General features: G+C 70.9%; 15 protein-coding genes. 2 read left to right on the plus strand and 13 right to left on the minus strand.

Going from position 1 to position 16,741, the window contains the following annotated elements; all coding sequences use genetic code 11:
- Window positions 1-23: 23 nt before the first annotated feature.
- The gene (locus tag ACFY2X_RS15910; RefSeq protein ID WP_389938492.1) at window positions 24-1,025 is read right to left on the minus strand and encodes an aldo/keto reductase; all 1,002 of its coding nucleotides are present in this window, start codon (window positions 1,023-1,025) and stop codon (window positions 24-26) included.
- 142 nt (window positions 1,026-1,167) lie between these two features.
- Here ACFY2X_RS15910 and ACFY2X_RS15915 point away from each other — a divergent pair, with 142 nt between their 5' ends.
- Window positions 1,168-1,740, plus strand: coding sequence for a TetR/AcrR family transcriptional regulator (locus tag ACFY2X_RS15915; protein ID WP_389938495.1), 573 nt, complete (start codon window positions 1,168-1,170; stop codon window positions 1,738-1,740).
- 57 nt (window positions 1,741-1,797) lie between these two features.
- Here ACFY2X_RS15915 and ACFY2X_RS15920 read toward each other — a convergent pair whose 3' ends face one another.
- The 9 genes from ACFY2X_RS15920 to ACFY2X_RS15960 all read right to left on the minus strand — a co-directional run bounded on the left by ACFY2X_RS15920 (window position 1,798) and on the right by ACFY2X_RS15960 (window position 10,095).
- Window positions 1,798-2,583 carry an SGNH/GDSL hydrolase family protein gene (locus ACFY2X_RS15920; protein WP_389938498.1) on the minus strand — a complete coding sequence of 262 codons (786 nt, stop codon included), beginning with the start codon at window positions 2,581-2,583 and terminating at the stop codon, window positions 1,798-1,800.
- The gene (gene aroQ / locus ACFY2X_RS15925; RefSeq protein WP_389938500.1) at window positions 2,580-3,014 is read right to left on the minus strand and encodes a type II 3-dehydroquinate dehydratase; all 435 of its coding nucleotides are present in this window, start codon (window positions 3,012-3,014) and stop codon (window positions 2,580-2,582) included. The genes ACFY2X_RS15920 and aroQ overlap by 4 nt, the downstream gene beginning before the upstream one ends.
- A gap of 97 nt (window positions 3,015-3,111) precedes the next feature.
- Window positions 3,112-4,188 carry a 3-dehydroquinate synthase gene (gene aroB, locus ACFY2X_RS15930; protein ID WP_389938502.1) on the minus strand — a complete coding sequence of 359 codons (1,077 nt, stop codon included), beginning with the start codon at window positions 4,186-4,188 and terminating at the stop codon, window positions 3,112-3,114.
- Window positions 4,185-4,718, minus strand: coding sequence for a shikimate kinase (locus ACFY2X_RS15935; protein WP_389938505.1), 534 nt, complete (start codon window positions 4,716-4,718; stop codon window positions 4,185-4,187). Before ACFY2X_RS15935 ends, aroB begins: the two co-directional genes overlap by 4 nt.
- Window positions 4,715-5,893 carry a chorismate synthase gene (aroC, locus tag ACFY2X_RS15940; RefSeq protein ID WP_389938508.1) on the minus strand — a complete coding sequence of 393 codons (1,179 nt, stop codon included), beginning with the start codon at window positions 5,891-5,893 and terminating at the stop codon, window positions 4,715-4,717. Before aroC ends, ACFY2X_RS15935 begins: the two co-directional genes overlap by 4 nt.
- Before the next feature lie 240 nt (window positions 5,894-6,133).
- Complete coding sequence (locus ACFY2X_RS15945; RefSeq protein ID WP_389938510.1) at window positions 6,134-7,111, minus strand: prepilin peptidase; 978 nt, start codon at window positions 7,109-7,111, stop codon at window positions 6,134-6,136.
- A gap of 210 nt (window positions 7,112-7,321) precedes the next feature.
- Complete coding sequence (locus ACFY2X_RS15950) at window positions 7,322-7,876, minus strand: SseB family protein (RefSeq protein WP_389938513.1); 555 nt, start codon at window positions 7,874-7,876, stop codon at window positions 7,322-7,324.
- Window positions 7,877-8,058: 182 nt separating this feature from the next.
- Complete coding sequence (locus tag ACFY2X_RS15955; RefSeq protein WP_389938516.1) at window positions 8,059-9,150, minus strand: ring-opening amidohydrolase; 1,092 nt, start codon at window positions 9,148-9,150, stop codon at window positions 8,059-8,061.
- Window positions 9,151-9,186: 36 nt separating this feature from the next.
- A complete protein-coding gene (locus ACFY2X_RS15960) occupies window positions 9,187-10,095 on the minus strand; it encodes a carbamate kinase (protein WP_389938518.1) in 909 nt (302 codons plus the stop codon).
- Window positions 10,096-10,373: 278 nt separating this feature from the next.
- On the opposite strand from ACFY2X_RS15960, the gene ACFY2X_RS15965 reads away from it, so the two are divergent.
- Window positions 10,374-11,255, plus strand: coding sequence for an esterase/lipase family protein (locus ACFY2X_RS15965; RefSeq protein WP_389938521.1), 882 nt, complete (start codon window positions 10,374-10,376; stop codon window positions 11,253-11,255).
- 28 nt (window positions 11,256-11,283) lie between these two features.
- Here ACFY2X_RS15965 and ACFY2X_RS15970 read toward each other — a convergent pair whose 3' ends face one another.
- From ACFY2X_RS15970 to ACFY2X_RS15980, 3 genes are all read right to left on the minus strand, one after another.
- On the minus strand, window positions 11,284-11,493 hold the full coding sequence (locus ACFY2X_RS15970) for an MbtH family protein (RefSeq protein WP_389938524.1): 210 nt from the start codon (window positions 11,491-11,493) through the stop codon (window positions 11,284-11,286).
- Window positions 11,490-15,353, minus strand: a complete 3,864-nt coding sequence (locus tag ACFY2X_RS15975) for an amino acid adenylation domain-containing protein (protein ID WP_389938526.1) — start codon at window positions 15,351-15,353, stop codon at window positions 11,490-11,492. The genes ACFY2X_RS15970 and ACFY2X_RS15975 overlap by 4 nt, the downstream gene beginning before the upstream one ends.
- The coding region (locus ACFY2X_RS15980; protein WP_389938529.1) for a condensation domain-containing protein at window positions 15,350-16,741 on the minus strand (1,392 nt) is incomplete at its 5' end. The genes ACFY2X_RS15980 and ACFY2X_RS15975, both read right to left, overlap by 4 nt.

A 16,741-nucleotide genomic window follows, 5' to 3' on the forward strand; every position in this document is an offset into this window, starting at 1 on the left:
CCCGGTGTCCCAGGCGGGTTCCATCATCCGGCGACCGGGACACGACCGGCGGAACCGGAGATCTCGTCGAGTCGTGCGGTCTCCTCTGGCGGCAGGTCCAGGGTGAATCCCGCGAGGCTTCCGGTGAGCTGGGCGGCCGTGCGCGGACCGATGATCACCGAGGTGACGCCCGGCCGCCGCCGGACCCAGGCCAGCGCCACGGCCGTGGGCGTGCCGCCCAGCGCGGTCGCGATTCGGATGACCTCGTCGGCGATGCCCAGGTTGCGTTCCGTGAGAAAGGCGCCGGCCCAGGCGCGAGCCTTGGGCGAGGGGGAGGCCATCAGCCGACCCATCCGTGATCGCTCCTCCGGGACGACGCCACGCGTGTACCGCCCGGCCAGAACGCCTCCGCCCAGCGGTGACCAGACCAGCGTGCCGAGCCCGTGCCGTTCGCAGACCGGAAGGACTTCCGCCTCGATGTCCCGGGCGAGGAGCGAATATTGGGGTTGCAGGCTGATGAAGGGGGTGCCGCCGGCGCGCGCGGCGGCCCACTGGGCCTCCACGATCTGGCTGGCGGTGAAGTTCGAGCAGCCGATGTAGCGGACCTTTCCTGAGCGGACGAAACCATCCAGAGTGGCCATGGTCTCCTCGATGGGCGTGCCCCGGTCCCACTGATGGCACTGGTAGAGGTCGATGTGATCGGTGCCGAGACGGCGCAGGCTGGCCTCAAGCGCTCTGGTCAGGTGCGCCCGCGACAGTCCGGTGTCGTTCGGTCCCGGCCCTTGCGGGAGAAACGCCTTGGTGGCGAGAACGACCGTGTCGCGCCTGTTTTTGATCGCCCGGCCGACGATCTCCTCGGACTGGCCTCCGGTGTATGTGTCGGCGGTGTCGATGACGTTACCGCCCGCGTCGGTGAACACGTCGACGATGCGTCTGGCCTCTGCCTCGTCACAGCTGCCGACACCTCCCGAAGTGCCGAAGTTCATGGTCCCGAGGGACACCCGGGAGACCTTCAGACCCGAGTGGCCCAGTGACGTGTATTCCATGCGCTATGTCCTGCTTTCTTACCGGGACGGCTTTCTTGCCGGTACGGCACGCCGAAGCGTCCCACTACAATCGGAACATGCGTTCCGGATGGAACATATGGAACGTGCGTTCCGGTTGTCAACGGATCGGGAGAGACAGACGATGGACGACGACGCCAGACCGCTACGCGCGGATGCCCGGCGCAACCGGGCGCTTGTACTGGAGGCGGCCGAGGCGATCCTGGCCCGCGATGGCCTCGGCGCGTCGATGCGGGCGATCGCCCGGCACGCCGGTGTGGGCCTCGGCACGATCTATCGCCACTTCCCCACCCAGGAAGCCCTCTACCAGGCGATCATCATCGACCGCACGCAACGGCTCGTCGACCGCGCCCAGTCCCTTCACCACGCCGACGACCCCGGCGCCGCGTTCTTCGATTTCTTCACGGACATCGTCGAAAACGCGACCCGGAAGAAGACGCTGGCCGACGTCCTCGCCGACGCCGGAATCGACGCCAAGGCCGGCATGTCCGAAATCAGCCGGAACATGCGAGACGCCATCGAGACACTGCTCACACGCGCCCAGCGGGCCGGTGCGGTACGTGATGATCTCCATATGCCGGAACTGCTGGCCCTGCTGGCCGCCACCTGCATGGCGGCCGAGCGCAACCAGTGGGACCGGGAACTGCGGACACGGACGCTGGCCATCGTGTTCGACGGATGCCGTCCGCGTGGCTGACCGGCCGCGATCGCGTCATGCGGATCGCGCGGGCTCCGCGGACAGCCCTTCACCCGATCAGGGGAAGGTGTTCAGCTCCGGGCGCTTGGGGTCGAGGCCGTCGCCCGAGGAGCGTCCGCGCAGGCGGCGCACGACCCACGGGCCGAGGTGCGCGCGGACCCATTTGACGTCTTCGCGGCGCTTGAGCCCGGGGTCCACCTGGTCGCGGGGCGGCCAGGTCTTGCGCCAGTCGTCGTCGCAGTCGATCCCGAGGACCTGGCACACCTTGGCGGCCACCAGCCGGTGGCCCTCCTCGTTCATGTGCAGGCGGTCGTCGCTCCAGGCGCGCCAGTCGCGCAGGCCCTGCATCGACCACTGGTCCACCAGGTGGCAGCCGTACAGCTCGGAGATGGACCTGACGTGCATGTAGAAGATCGCGAACGTGCCGCGGGCGCGGCGCATGATCGGGGTGTCGCGCGGGTCCACGCCGGTGAACAGCAACACCTCGGCGCCGGTGGCCCGGAGATCGCGTACGGCTCCCGCCAGCTTCTTGGCCATCCGGTCGGGGTCGCTGCCCGGGCGGAGCAGGTCGTTGCCACCGGCGCACAGGCTGACCAGGTCGGGCCGCATCTCGACCGCGCGCGGGACCTGCTCCTCGACGATCTGGTCGATGAGCTTGCCGCGCACGGCGAGGTTGGCGTAGCGGAACTCCGGTTCGAGCGCGGCCAGCCGCTCGGCGACCCGGTCGGCCCAGCCCCGGTAGCGGCCGATCTTCGCCGGGTCCGCACCGCGGGCGTCCGTGCCGGGGTCGTTCAGGCCCTCGGTGAAGCTGTCGCCGAGGGCGACGAAGGAACGGTAGCTCACTGGGCGCTCTCGGCGATGGCGTGCAGCGCGAGCACGTAGGACTTCAGGCCGAAGCCGGCGATGGTGCCGGTGGCCACGGCGGCGACCACCGAGGTGTGCCGGAACTCCTCGCGGGCGGCCGGGTTGGAGATGTGCACCTCGATCAGGGGCGCGGTGCGCTGGGCGATGGCATCGCGCAGCGCGTAGGAGTAGTGGGTGAACGCCGCCGGGTTCAGGACCACCGGAACCCGGCCGTCGGCCGCCTCGTGCAGCCAGCCCACCATCTCGGCCTCGTCGTCGGTCTGCCGGACCTCCACCGAAAGGCCCAGCTCGCGGCCGGTCTCCCGGCACAGGGCGGCCAGGTCGGCGAAGGTCTCCGCGCCGTAGACGTCCGGCTCCCGGGTGCCGAGCCGCGACAGGTTCGGGCCGTTGAGCACGTAGACGGATCTCATCTGGTCATTCACCGCTCTTCATCGGCTGCTGGGCTCTGTCCAAAGGGGTGCGCCTGCGGTGTGACCGGCGGCTCGCCGTACCGGATCACCGCCGATCTCATCGGGCCACCTCGCGGTAGGCGGCTTCGAGCAGCTCCTCCGGCGGGTCCTCAAGCGGGGACACCTTCGCCAGGCCGTCCAGGACGACGAAGCGCAGCTTGGCGCCTCGGTTCTTCTTGTCCAGGCGCATATGGTCACGGAGCTCGGGCCAGGCGTCGCGGCGGTAGGAGGTGGGCAGTCCGACCGAGGTCAGGATGGACCGGGTCCGGTCAACGATGTCGGAGCCGATCCGGCCGTCCAGGCGGGACAGCTCGGCGGCGTAGACCATGCCGATGGCGACGGCCTCGCCGTGGCGCATCCGATAGTCCTCGACCCGCTCGATGGCGTGGGCCAGGGTGTGACCGTAGTTGAGGATCTCCCGCAGGCCGCCCTCGCGCAGGTCCGCGCCGACGACGTCGGCCTTGATCTGGATCTTCCGCTCGATCAGCGCGCGGGTGTGCCGCCCTTCGGGGTGCCGGGCGCCCTCGGGGTCGTCTTCGATGAGCGTCAGGATCGTCGGGTCGGCGATGAAACCGCCCTTGATGATCTCCGCGAGGCCGCCGACGTAGTCGTCACGGGGCACCGAGACCAGCGTGGTCAGGTCGCACAGGACCCCGGCAGGGGGGTGGAAGGAGCCGACCAGGTTCTTGCCCTCGGGAGTGTTGATCCCCGTCTTGCCCCCGACCGCGGCGTCGACCATGCCGAGCAGGGTGGTCGGCACCTGCACGACCTTGACACCGCGCAGCCACGTCGCGGCGACGAACCCGGCCAGGTCCGTGGTGGCTCCCCCGCCGACACCGACCACGGCGTCGGAGCGGGTGATGCCGTAGCGGCCGAAGGCCGACCAGAGCTCGGCGGCCACCTCGACCGTCTTGGCCCGCTCGGCGTCGGGCACCGGCAACGCGACGACCTCGTATCCGGCGCTCTCGATCGCGCGGCAGACGGGCCTGGCGATCTCCGGCAGGCTCGCCGGGTGGACCACGGCGACGGTGCGGACCTTGGGCCCGAGCAGCCCGGGAAGCTCGCCGAGCACGCCGGCGCCCACCACCACGTCGTACGGTGCCTCCCCGCCGACCTTGATCCTGGAGACCGTCACCGCTGCAGCCCCTTCACGATCTCGTCGACGACCTCGCCGGGCCGACGCTCGTCGGTCGCCACGACGACGGTGGCGAGTGCCTCATAGATCGGGCGGCGGGCCTCCATCAGCTTCTTCAGCTGGCTGCGGGGGTTCAGCACGAGCAACGGCCGGGCCGAGGCCAGGCCCACGCGCTGCACGGCCTGCGACAGGCCGACCTCCAGGTAGACCACCGGGTGACCGGCCAGCAGCTCCCGCGTGCTCTCGGCCAGGATCGCGCCACCGCCGAGGGACAGCACGCCGTCGTGCTCGGCCAGCGCCCGCCGTACGGCCTCCGCCTCCAGCTCGCGGAAGCGCTCCTCGCCGTCCTCGATGAAGATGTCGCTCACCGGCTTGCCGGCCACGGCCTCCACATCGGCGTCGGTGTCGCGGAAGGCGACCTCCAGCCGGTCGGCCAGCAACCGGCCGACGGTCGACTTGCCCGATCCGGGAGGTCCGATCAGAACCGCGCGGGGATTCGCCGCGCCTCCTCCGGTGGCTTGCTCGCTCACTTGATCACCATCGACGAAAGGTAGCCGGACAGGTTGCGGACGACCTCCTCGACGGAGTCGCCGCCGAACTTCTCGATCGCGGCGTCGGCGAGGACCAGCGCGACCATCGCCTCGGCGACGATCGCGGCGGCCGGGACCGCGCACACGTCGGAGCGCTCGTGGTGGGCCTTGGCGGCCTCACCGGTCAGCACGTCGATGGTGGCCAGCGCCCGGGGAACCGTGGAGATCGGCTTCATCGCCGCGCTGACGCGCAGCGGCTCGCCGTTGGTCATGCCGCCCTCGACGCCGCCCGCCCGGTTGGTGATGCGGCGGACTCCGTCAGGGGTGTTCTCGATCTCGTCGTGGGCCCGGGAGCCGGGACGGCGTGCGGTCTCGAAGCCGTCGCCGACGGCGACGCCCTTGATCGCCTGGATGCCCATCAGCGCTCCGGCGAGGCGGGAGTCGAGGCGGCGGTCCCAGTGGGTGTAGCTGCCCAGGCCCGGCGGCAGGCCGTAGGCGATCACCTCGACGACGCCGCCGAGGGTGTCGCCGTCCTTGTGGGCCTTGTCGATCTCGGCGACCATCGCGGCGCTGCCCACCGGGTCCGCGCAGCGCACCGGGTCGGCGTCGACCGCCTCCATGTCGCCGGGGCCGGGCATGACGCCCGGCGTGGCCTGCGCCTCGCCGATCGAGACGACGTGGCTGACGATGTCGACGCCGAGAGCCTGCTTGAGGAAGTTCTTGGCGACCTGGCCGAGGGCGACGCGGGCGGCGGTCTCGCGGGCGCTGGCCCGGTCGAGCACCGGGCGGGCGTCGTCGAAGCCGTACTTCTGCATGCCGGCGAGGTCGGCGTGGCCGGGGCGCGGGCGCGAGCGCGGCGCGTTGCGCGCCTGGCCCTCCAGCAGCGCCGGGTCCACCGGGTCGGCCGCCATGATGGTCTCCCACTTGGGCCACTCGGTGTTGCCCACGCGAATGGCGACGGGGCTGCCGAGCGTGCGTCCGTGCCGCACGCCGCCAACGACGTTTACCACGTCCTGCTCGAACTTCATCCGGGCGCCACGGCCGTAGCCGAGACGACGACGGCGCAGGGCCTCGTCCAGCTCCGCCGTGGTCACCTCCACTCCGGCGGGCAGGCCTTCCAAGATCGCAACGAGCTCAGGGCCGTGGGACTCTCCAGCGGTCAACCAGCGCAACATGGTGACAAGTCTTCCACGTGCCGCCCACTGGAATGGCCCCAGCTCACCAGGTGAGACGCCAGCCGGTGAGTTCGGCGGTGGCGTCGCGCTTCATCTCGGCTGATTTGCACAGAAGGTCGAGGATGACCTTGAGCTGCTCGTCAGTGCAGCCCTCATAGAGCCTTCCCAGATCCTGGACGAACTTCTCGAACAGCGAGCCGAACGGCGAGCGGGGAACCGCCGAGCGCTCTTCACGGGCGGTCAGAGACCGGTGAGGATGGCCGCGAAGGCTCCGGCGACCATGAAGGGACCGAAGGGGATCTCGCTCTTGCGGCCCGCACGGCGCAGGACCATCAACACGACCCCGTAGAGACCGCCCGCGAGAAAGCCGAGGAAAGCCCCGGCGACCAGCACATCCCAGCCCAGCCATCCGAGGGCGGTGCCGAGGCTCGCCGCGAGTTTGACGTCGCCGAGTCCCATGCCCGCCGGATTGATCAGAAACAGCACCAGGTAGAAGAACGCCAGGGCAAGCCCGCCCAGCCCGGCCCTGACCAGGTCGTCGAACCGGCCTTCGAGCAGGGCCGCCGCCGTGAGCAGGACGGCGGTCCCGAGGTAGGCGGCGAGGGTCAGCTCGTCGGGCAGGCGGTGAACGGCGGCGTCGACGAAGACCAGCGCGGCGGCGACCACCGCCAGCCACCCGTAGGCGGCCAGCTCGCCCGTCGGCCCGGCCTCCACGGCCCGCCCCGCCCACCGCCCCGCCGTGACGGCACCCGGCCAGGTGGACGGCACGGCACACAGGACGAGCGCGGCCAGCGCCAGGGCGGTAACGATCTCCACAGCCAGCGGCGGCGGTCCGACCCGCCCATGACACCCCGGGCAGCGCGCGGCGGGCAGGGCGCGGATCCAGGTCCAGGGTTCCCGGCGCCCTGCCGGGGACAACGGGCCGATCCACACCTCGGGTTCCCGGCGCTTCGCGGCAGGCGAAGGGCCGATCCGCTTTGCGAGCTCCCTGGACTTCGCGGCAGGCGACAGGCCGATCCGTACCTCGGGCTCCCTGGGCTTCGCGGTGGCCGGGCGCACCCGCGCGAGGCGCCTGCCGGAGGGCAGCGGGGCGCCGCATCTCGCGCAGTCACACCGGAGGGGCTCTCCTTCGGCCACCGAGTGGCGGACCACCAGGACCCGCATCCAGAGCCCGGCCACCAGGCCGCCGAGAGCCACGATGACCGGCAGGTGGCTCACCGGACGCCTACGGCGTGGACGCCCCGTGCGCCGGGGCGGGGGTGAAACGCCGAACGGTCCTGCATGTGGCCTCCGGGGCATGGGGGTGGCAGGCGGCGAGCCCTCGGTCGCCTACGGTCCTACCTCATCGGTTTCCTCCCCGTGGTGGAACCGGGAGCCTCCGCCCAGATTTTTGATCAGCCGCCGCGCGTGCCCGGCCGGGCCGGGCGGTCAGCCGCGCCGGCGCAGCGGCCAGCCGAACCGGCGGCGCCTGGGTTCCGGGGCGGCTTCTTCCATCCGCGCCACGGTGACCTGGGGCCCCAGCTGGTCGATGGTGCCCGACTCGACCGCGGCGAACGCCTGCAGGATGCTTCCCTCGATGACGAAAGACACCGGGCCCGCCACGTCGACCACCACCGCGGCGGCGTTCTCGTGCACCGCCGCCTGACAGACCTGGGGAGTCGTGGCCTGGATGGGCCGGGCGTCGGGGCGCCAGAGTTTCAGCGACTCGACCCCGGTGAAGGCGAGCACCGCCTCGCGCCCGTCCTTACCGACGAGCTTCGGGAGAGCCATCTCGCTCTCCTTCTCCTGCCGCAGCCCGTGCTCTCCGACCTCGGACTCCGTCAGCAGAGCCACCACCGGGACGAGCAGCCGGGCACCGCCCAGCGCGGTCATCACCGCGCCCGCGTCAGCCGTACCGGCCGCAAAGGCCGCGAGAGCGGACGACACGGAGACGTCGGTGCTGCCGTCGTCGTCGGGAACCAGGGGCTGGGGAATGCTCGGCACGAATTGGGAGCCTACCCGCGACCGGCGAAGGCCGGGAACGGCCAGGGCCGGAAACCCCGGGAAACCGGCGGGAGCCGGAGACCGCCGGGAAGGGAGGGCCCGAAGCAGGCAGACCACCCGGGCCGCCCGTACACCCCGAGGCGGTACGGCCGGGCAGGACCGGCCGTACCGCGAGGGGCGGATCAGCCGAGGTCGGCGATGGCGGCCACCGGGCCGCCGCCGCTCGGCCCCTGGTGGACCGCGGCGACCGAGACGAAGACGGCGGGGTCGCCGGTGACGCTGGCCGCGACGCCGCCGACGGTGGCCTTGATCTGGCGGTGCCAGTGCACGTCGGAGTCGTCGAGCATGATGTTCCTGCGGCCCCGGACCATGCCCGACGGGTCGGCTTCGCACTTCATGAAGACGTTGACCAGCCTGTCACCCAGGTCGGAGGGGTGGGGACGCTCGGGCAGGTCGATGCCGCTGGAGCGGATCGCCTCCCAGATGCCGTCGGCGTCCAGCGCGTCCTTCATGACCGAGTGGCCGATCCGGTAACGGCCGCCGATGCCGCGGACGTTGCCGACGACCACGATCTGGGCGCGGTCCAGCTCGACGCCCGAGGAGCAGGAGGCGACGGAGGAGTAGAGCGACAGGTCCCGGTGGATCTGCTCGGCCGTGGGCATCTCGATCTCACCCAGCGCGACCGCGATGCCGAGCGCGGTGGTGGAGTTGGAGATGTCCATGGACGGGCCGGTGTCCTCGGTGATCACGTCCTTGCCGCGGGATTTGGCGTCGTTGATGGTGGCCAGGGTCAGCAGGGGCGTCTTGGTCTGGACGTAATGGACGTCGGCGGGGTCGTCGATCCCGGCGATCTTCATGGCCTCGCGCACGCCGGCGGCGACCTTCTCGACCATGGCGGGACGGCCGATGTCCTCGGGAAGGATGACGTCGCTCATCGCGACGCCGACGCTGAGGCGCGGCTCGGCGCTCGGCTCGGCGTTCGCGGTGGTGGCAAAGATCGTGGCGTGCGGGCTGAGCACGCCGTCGGTGCCACCGGACCACACCAGCGGGACGCTTTCGGGGGACGGGTGCCCCTTGGCGGCGAGCACCTCGCGGAAGGCCCGGTCGGCCAGGATGCGGGTGTAGTCGTTCACCCCGCCGTTGCCCTCGGTCTTGCCGATCACCGCGAGCACCCGGTGCGCCTCGATCACCCCGTCATCGATGAGCTTGGTCAGCCCGGAGGCGTCCGTCACGCTCTCGATGGCCACTTTGCGCACTTCAATCGGTTCCGGCATTCCTGTCACCTTTCAATAGTCCCAATCGGGTCATGTTCACCTGTGCACCACGGTGCCGGCCGCTCCGTTGACCGCCGCTCCGATGTCCTCAAGAGAGGTGATCACCGCCCGGTCACCGCCCTGCTCGACGAAGCGCAGCACGGCTTCGACCTTCGGACCCATGCTGCCTCCGGCGAAGTGCCCGGCCGCCTGCAACACGCGCAGTTCGGCCGCGGTGATCGAACCGATCGGCCGGGCGTCGGCCGTACCGAATCCCACGACAGCCTGGGGGACATCGGTGGCGATCACCAGAACCGTGGCGTTCACGGCGCGCGCCAGCATCGCGGCGGCCAGGTCCTTGTCGATCACGGCCTCGACGCCCACCAGCCGCCCGGCGTCGTCCCGGGCCACGGGCACTCCCCCTCCGCCCGCGGCCACGACGGTGAACCCGGCGGCCACCAGGGCCTCCACCGCGGGCGCGTCGAGGATCTCCAGCGGCTCGGGGGATGCCACCACCCGCCGCCAGCCCCGGTCGAACCGGCGCCACGTCTGGCCGAGCTTCTCGAAGTGCCCGGCCTGTTCCTCGGTGAAATAGCGGCCGATCGGCTTGACCGGGTCCTGAAAGGCCGGATCGCCCGGGTCGACGAGCGTCCGGGTCACCACGACCGCGGCGCGGCCCTCGAGCGCGTTGAGAACCAGCGCGCCGATCGTGGCCTGGGTCTGCGCGCCACACCAGTCAAGCGGCACCGGGGGCACGACGTCGGCGGCGATCTGGTTCTTCAGCAGCAGGTTGCCGACCTGGGGGCCGTTGCCGTGGGTGAGGGTCACCTGGTGGCCGGCCGTGATCAGTGCGGTGACATGGCGCATGGCACCTTCGACCGCGCGACGCTGGTCATCCGGCGACGCGCTCCCGTCGGCGGCCGTCATCGCGTTGCCGCCGAGCGCGATCAGTACTCGTTCACCCACAGGGTGACGCTAACCGTCCCTCCGCCCCAGCTCATGGGCACTCCTTGCCCAAGGCGAAGCCGTTCTTCGACAGAACTCACCGACCCGGGCACCGAACTTCCGCACCGGTGGACGAAGAGTCGCCGGAGCCCGGAGAGAAGTTGTTGCACGGGTGCCAACTTCGATGGGGCAACCGGCGCGGGCAGGCCATAGCTCCGGGACGCGACGGCGGGAAAGGCTCTAACCTCCGGATCCTTTCCGGAGGAGAGCTTCCGCGTCCTTTTCGGAGGAGAGATCGAGTGGGTCAGCTCCGCCTTGGCCACATCGTCGTGATCGTCCTGTGTGCCGTGGCCGGGTTCGCGGTTCTCACGTTCGCCGCCGACACGCTGGTGAACAGGACCGTGACACCCGAGGCGCCGAAGGTGGACCTGGTCGCCCAGGCCAAGCGGATGGCCTCCGAAGGGCTGCCGGACGCCAACGACTTCGGCTGCCGGCCCCGCGAAAGCTCGCCGTACCCGGTGATCCTGGTTCACGGCGCCAAGAGCAACGGGGCGGTGACCTGGGCGGTGGCCGCGCCGTATCTGAGCAAGCAGGGATACTGCGTCTTCGCGCTCGACTACGGATGGAGCAACTCGGTCGAGGATTCGGCCCAGACGCTGGGGATCTTCGTCGAGGGGGTCCTGCAGGCGACCGGGGCGGAGAAGGCGGCGATCGTCGGGCACAGCCTGGGCGGGATCGTCCCGCGGGCGTACATGCGGCTCCAGGGCGGGGCGGACAAGGTGTCGGAGCTGATCACGCTGGGCTCCCCGCACCACAAACTGACCGGGGAGCTGCGCAAGAGCTGCGGGTGGGAGACGGTCTGCGACGAGCTCCGGTCGGACTCGCCGCTGATGAGGAAGCTCAACGACTCCTCCATGGTCGAACCCGGGGTCAGCTACACCGCCCTCGGCCTGAAGGCCGAGCAGCAGGCGGCCTCGACCTTCATCGAGGGACCGCCCGACCAGGTCGCCAACCGGATGCTCCAGGACGACTGCCCACTCAAAGGACTCATCGAGGGAGGGATCGGGCACAACCTGGAGACGCTGGACCCGGTGATGCTCTCCTACGTCAACAAGGCGCTCCAGGTCCCCGGGCCGCTGCCCGGGGACTACAAGCCGGACTGCTTCGCGCTCATCCTCTGAGCGGTCTCCGGCCCTCCGAGCGTCTAGATCATTGGCCCATGGCCCTGATCAGGCTGTTCGGGCGCATGTCGGTCCAGTTCGCCTCGATGTGGTCCAGGCAGGCCTGCCGGGTGTCCTCACCGAACGCGACGGTCCAGCCCGCCGGGATCTCAGACCAGGAAGGCCACAGGGAGTACTGGCCCTCATCGTTGACCAACGCCAGGTAGGTGCCGTCGGGATTCTCGAACGGATTGGTCAAGACAGTTCCTTTCGGAGCAGTGCGGCGATCTCGGTGATCGGCCCCGCGTTCAACAGGCTAGCGTGATCGCAGGCGACCTCATGGGTGTCGATGGTTCCACCGATGTACGGCTTCCAGTCGGCGACGGTGGGACTGCCCTCCTCCCTGCCGTGGACGGCGGTGACGAAGAGCGCGTCCCCGTCGAACCGCCGGGGCGCGTACTCCTCGGAGATCTTCACGCCGTTGCGGTAGTTACGGTAGACCGCGAGCAATGTCTGTTCGTCGAGTGCCGCGTACGGGCCTCCCTGACGGCGGAGGAACTCCACCACGTCCCCGACCTCTCCCGGTCCCTCGTAGTCGATGGCGGACAGCAGCTCCATCAGCACGTCACGCTCGTCCGGGTTGATCTGCTGGCCCGGGTAGGCGTCGAGCAGCGCCAGCAGCCCGACCTCCTCACCCCGCTCGCGCAGCTCGACGGCCATCGCGTGAGCGATCAGGCCTCCCATGGACCAGCCCGCCAGCCGGTACGGCCCGCTCGGCTGGACCTCTCGCAGGCGGTCGAGGTAGTCCAGGGCCATGGCCTCGATCGACGGGGCCGTGTAGTCCGGCTCGGAGAGAACCCGGGCCTGGAGGGCGTAGATCGGCTGGTCGGAGCCGAGGTGGCGGAGCAGGCCGTGGTAGGACCAGCCGAGCCCGGCCCCGGGGTGCACGCAGAACAGCGGCAGTCGGGAACCCGTGGCGCGCAGCGGGAGCAGCACCTCCAGGCCTCCGGCTTCCGAATCGCCCCCGGTTTCCGAGTCCGGCCGCGACCGCGCGTCCACGCCTCCGGCCAGCGCCTCGGCCGTCTGGCGCGCGAACACCTCACGCGGGGTGATCGTCAGTCCCTCCTGCCTGGCCAGGGAGACCAGGCGGATCACGCTGATGCTGTCCCCGCCCAGGTCGAAGAAGCCGTCGTCGGCGCCGACCCGTTCCAGACCGAGCACCTGGGCGAACAGGCGGCAGAGGAGCTCTTCGGCGGGGGTGCGGGGGTCACGGCCGGACACCACGACGTCCGGCTCCGGGAGGGCCGCGCGGTCCACCTTTCCGTTCGGGGTGAGCGGCAACGCCTCCAGCGGCACCACCACGGACGGCACCATGTACTCGGGCATGGTCTCGGCCGCCAGCTCTCTCAGTTCCTCCGGCGTGGCCGTACCGACCACGTAGGCGACCAGCCGGTGGTCGCGGGCGACCACCGACGCCTGGGCGACTCCGGGATGGCGGGACAGCGTCGCCTCGATCTCGCCCAGCTCGATCCGGAACCCGCGGATCTTGACCTGGAGGTCGACCCGGCCCAGATACTCCAGCTCTCCCTCGGCCGACCATCTGACCAGGTCGCCGGTCCGATACATCCGCCCGCCGTACGGGCAGGCGACGAACCGTTCCGCGGTCAGCCCGGGGCGGCCCAGGTAGCCGCGGGCCAGGCCGGCGCCCGCGAGATACAGCTCCCCCGGGACCCCGGGGGGAACCGGCCGCAGGAAGCCGTCCAGCACGTACGCCCGCATGCCGTCCATCGCCCGGCCGATGGGGGGCGCGCCCGAGCCGGCATGGGAGACCCGGTGGTAGGTGGCGTAGGTCGTGGTCTCGGTGGGCCCGTAGACATGACCGAGCGACGTGTCCGGGCAGGCTTCCCGGACCCGGCGCATGGCCTCGGGCGAGGCCGCCTCACCACCGGTGAGAACCTCGTCAAGGCCAGCGAACGTGCCCGGAGCGTCCTCCGCGACCACGTTGAACAGGGCGGTCGTGATGAACATCGCGGTCAGGCGGTGCTCGGCGACGAGATCGCCGATCGTGCCGGGGTCGAGGTCGCCGGGCGGCGCGACGACGACCGTGCCGCCGTTCAGCAGCGGTACCCAGATCTCGTAGGTGGAGGCGTCGAAGGCGTGCGGCGAGTGCATCAGCACGCGCCGGTGGCCCTCGGCCCATCGGCGGTCCGCGGCCAGGGCCAGGACGTCACGGTGACGTACGGCGACGCCCTTGGGCCTGCCCGTGGAACCCGAGGTGTAGATCACGTAGGCGAGCTGGTCGGTGTGGGCCGTCACGCGCGGGTCGTACTGCGGCACGAATCCCACCTCGTGCGCAGGCACCGGAACCTGCCCGTCTTCATCCACCCGGACCACCGCGGCGTCGTGCTCGAATCCGGGAGCGCGGTCGGTGATCAGGACGGGTGCGCCGGTGTCGGCCAGCACCCAGCTCATCCGGCCGGCCGGGTAGCTGTGGTGAACCGGGACGTAGGCGCCCCCGGCCTTGGCTATCGCCAGGGTCGCCACGACCACATCGGGCGATCGTTCGAGCAGGACGGCGACGGGCGTCTCGGGCCGGACGCCCAGTTCGATCAGCCGGTGCGCCAGCCGGTTGGCCCGCCCGTTCAGCTCCGCGTAAGTGAGGCGGGTCGCACCGCTGACGACGGCCTCGGCGTCCGGGGTCCGTTCCACCTGCTCGGCGAAGGCGGTGGCGATCGTCGCGGTGGAGAAGGCGGCGGAGGCGGAGGAGATCGCCGCGGCCGGGGAGACTTCCGCCGAGTCGTTCCAGTCATGGAGAATCCGTCCGCGCTCGTCGTCGGAGAGGAGATCGAGCCGGGCGAGCGGCCGGCCGGGATCGGCGGCGACGGCCTTGAGCAGGCGCGTCAGCCGGTTGAGAAGCCCGATGGCGTCGGCGCGGGGGATGATGTCGGGACGGTGGTCCAGTCGCAGGGAGAGCCGCTTGCCGGGGACGACGGCCAGGGCGAGCGGGTAGTGGGTGGCGTCGGTGCCCGTGGCGCCGGCGAGCCGCAGGCTCTCCGGCGCACCGGCCCCGAGGGCGGAGTCGTTCAGGGCGGTGCTGTCGAGGGGGTAGTTCTCCAGGACGGTCATGGTGTCGAACAACCGGCCCAGGCCCGCCAGGCGCTGGATCTCGGCGAGACCGAGGTGATGGTAGGCGAGCAGGTCCGACTGCTCGGACTGGAGGCGTTCCAGCAAGCCTGCCAGGGTCTCGGCCGGGTCGAGCCGCACCCGGACCGGAAGGGTGTTGATGAACAGGCCGATCATGCGCTCGACACCGGGAAGCTCCGGCGGGCGGCCCGAGACGGTACCGCCGAAGACGACGTCGTCCCGGCCGGTGAGCAGGCCGAGCAGCAGGGCCCACGATCCCTGGATCACCGTGTTGAGGGTGAGCGACCGGGCGCGCAGGACGGCGGTGAGGCGGCCGGTGAGGTCCTCGCTGAGGTGGGCACGGACGCGGCCGGGGTCGACCGGCGGGCGGCCCGCCAGATCAGGAGCGACCAGCGTGGGCCCGGCCACCCCCTCCAGCGCCCGCCCCCACACCCGACCGGCCCCAACCCGATCCTGACCCGCCAACCACGCCAAATACCCCTTGTACGGCGGGGCGGGCGGTACCTCCGCTCCCAGGTAGAGCGCGAACAGTTCGGTGACGAGGAGAGGGGTGGACCAGCCGTCGAGCAGGATGTGATGGTTGGTGAGGATCAACCGATGCCAATCCGGCGCCAGCCGTACGACAACGAACCGCATCAACGGCGGCACCGCCAGATCGAACCGGCGCGCCCGCTCCTCGGCCGCCACCTCGTCCGGATCGGCCGAGGCGACCTCCCGCCAGGAAACCTCCACCCGGCGATGCACCAGCTGCACCGGCTCACCATCGGCCCGCTGCCGAAACGACACCCGCAAATTCGCATGACGGCCCAGCAACCGCCCCGCGGCCACCCTCAACCGGGCCACATCCAACGGACCGGCCAGATCCAACACCAGCTGAGCCGTATAGACATCGGGCGCAGCCTCGTCGAAGAGGGCGTGGAAGAACAGCCCGTGCTGCAGCGGCGACAGCGGCAGAATGTCCTCAAGCTGACTCATCGGGCGCTCCACTCCGCGTCGAGTTCCGCCGCGAACGCGTCGATCTCTTCCTGGCTGATGGGAACCAGCAGGTCCGAGGGGGTAAGGCCGCCGCCGGTGTGCCGAGACAGGCCGGTGAGGGCGGCGAACCACAGCTCGGCCAGCTCCCTGACCCGATCTTCGGACAACAGGTCTCGCGCCCACGACCAGGTGGCGCGCAGTCGCGGCCCACTGGGCAGATCACGGGTGACGGCGTTGACCTCCAGCGCGTGCGGGAGCGCGAGATCAGCCGAGTGACCACCACCCACCGCCTCGAATTCGGGCGCCGGGGACCAGTCGGCCCCCGTGGCCGCCTCGATCCGGCCAAGGTAGTTGAAGGCCAGCTCAGGCACCGGGTAACGGCTCAGCTCTGCCGCGGTGTCCGGGTTGAGGTAGCGGAGCAGGCCGTAGCCGATGCCGTTGTCAGGGATCGCACGAAGTTGTTCCTTGACCCGCTTGATCGCCCGTGCCGCCGTGGGGCCCTGGAGGTCGGCCCAGTCCGCCTGGCCGGGGTTCAGCCGGACCGGATACATGGTCGTGAACCAGCCCACGGTCCTGGACAGGTCCACCCCGGGGAAGATCTCTTCCCTGCCGTGCCCCTCCAGGTCGATCAGAACCGAGTCCTGACCGCTCCACCGGGCCATTGCCAGGGCGAGCCCGGCGAGCAGCACGTCGTTGACCCGGCCGTGGAACGCCGCCGGGAGCCGGGTGAGCAGCGGTTCTGTGATCTCCGAGGGCAGTTCGAGGGTGAGATGCCCCTGAGTGCCGAAGGTGTCGACGGTCGGGTCGAGGGGCCTGCGGCCGATACACGGATCGGGCCCGTCCAGGATCCCGGCCCAAACCTCCAGTTCCCCGGCCCGCTCTCCCGCCTCCTCCCGGAGACGACGCGCCCAGGTGCGAAACGACGTACCAACCCGGCCGAGCTCCGGCACGACCCCTCGCGCCAGCGCGTCCCATGCGGCAAACAGATCCGGCAACACGATCCGCCACGACACCGCGTCGACCGCCAGATGGTGCACCGTCACCACCAGCCGCCCCGATGCCCCCGCACCGGCATCCACCCACACCACCCGCACCATCACCCCGGCCGCCGGATCAAGCTCGGCCCGGGACCGCTCGGCCTGCTCGGCCACCACCGCCGCCCACTCCCCACCCGGAACGTCGGCCAGCCGGACCCTGCGCACGCAATCGGCCGCGCGTACCGCCCCCCGCGGCGCCACCTCCAGCCCCCTCCACCCCTCCCCGGGCACGCCAGCCGACCCACCCGGCTCCGGTGCGAGAACATCCCCCGGCACCCCCGGCACACCTGGATCAGCCGCCTGCCGTCCGGGCACCTCACGGGGACCCGGCCCGTCCTGCGCAGCCGCGGC

It is taken from the genome of Streptosporangium sp. NPDC000396 (assembly GCF_042898655.1).
Lineage (GTDB): Bacteria > Actinomycetota > Actinomycetes > Streptosporangiales > Streptosporangiaceae > Streptosporangium.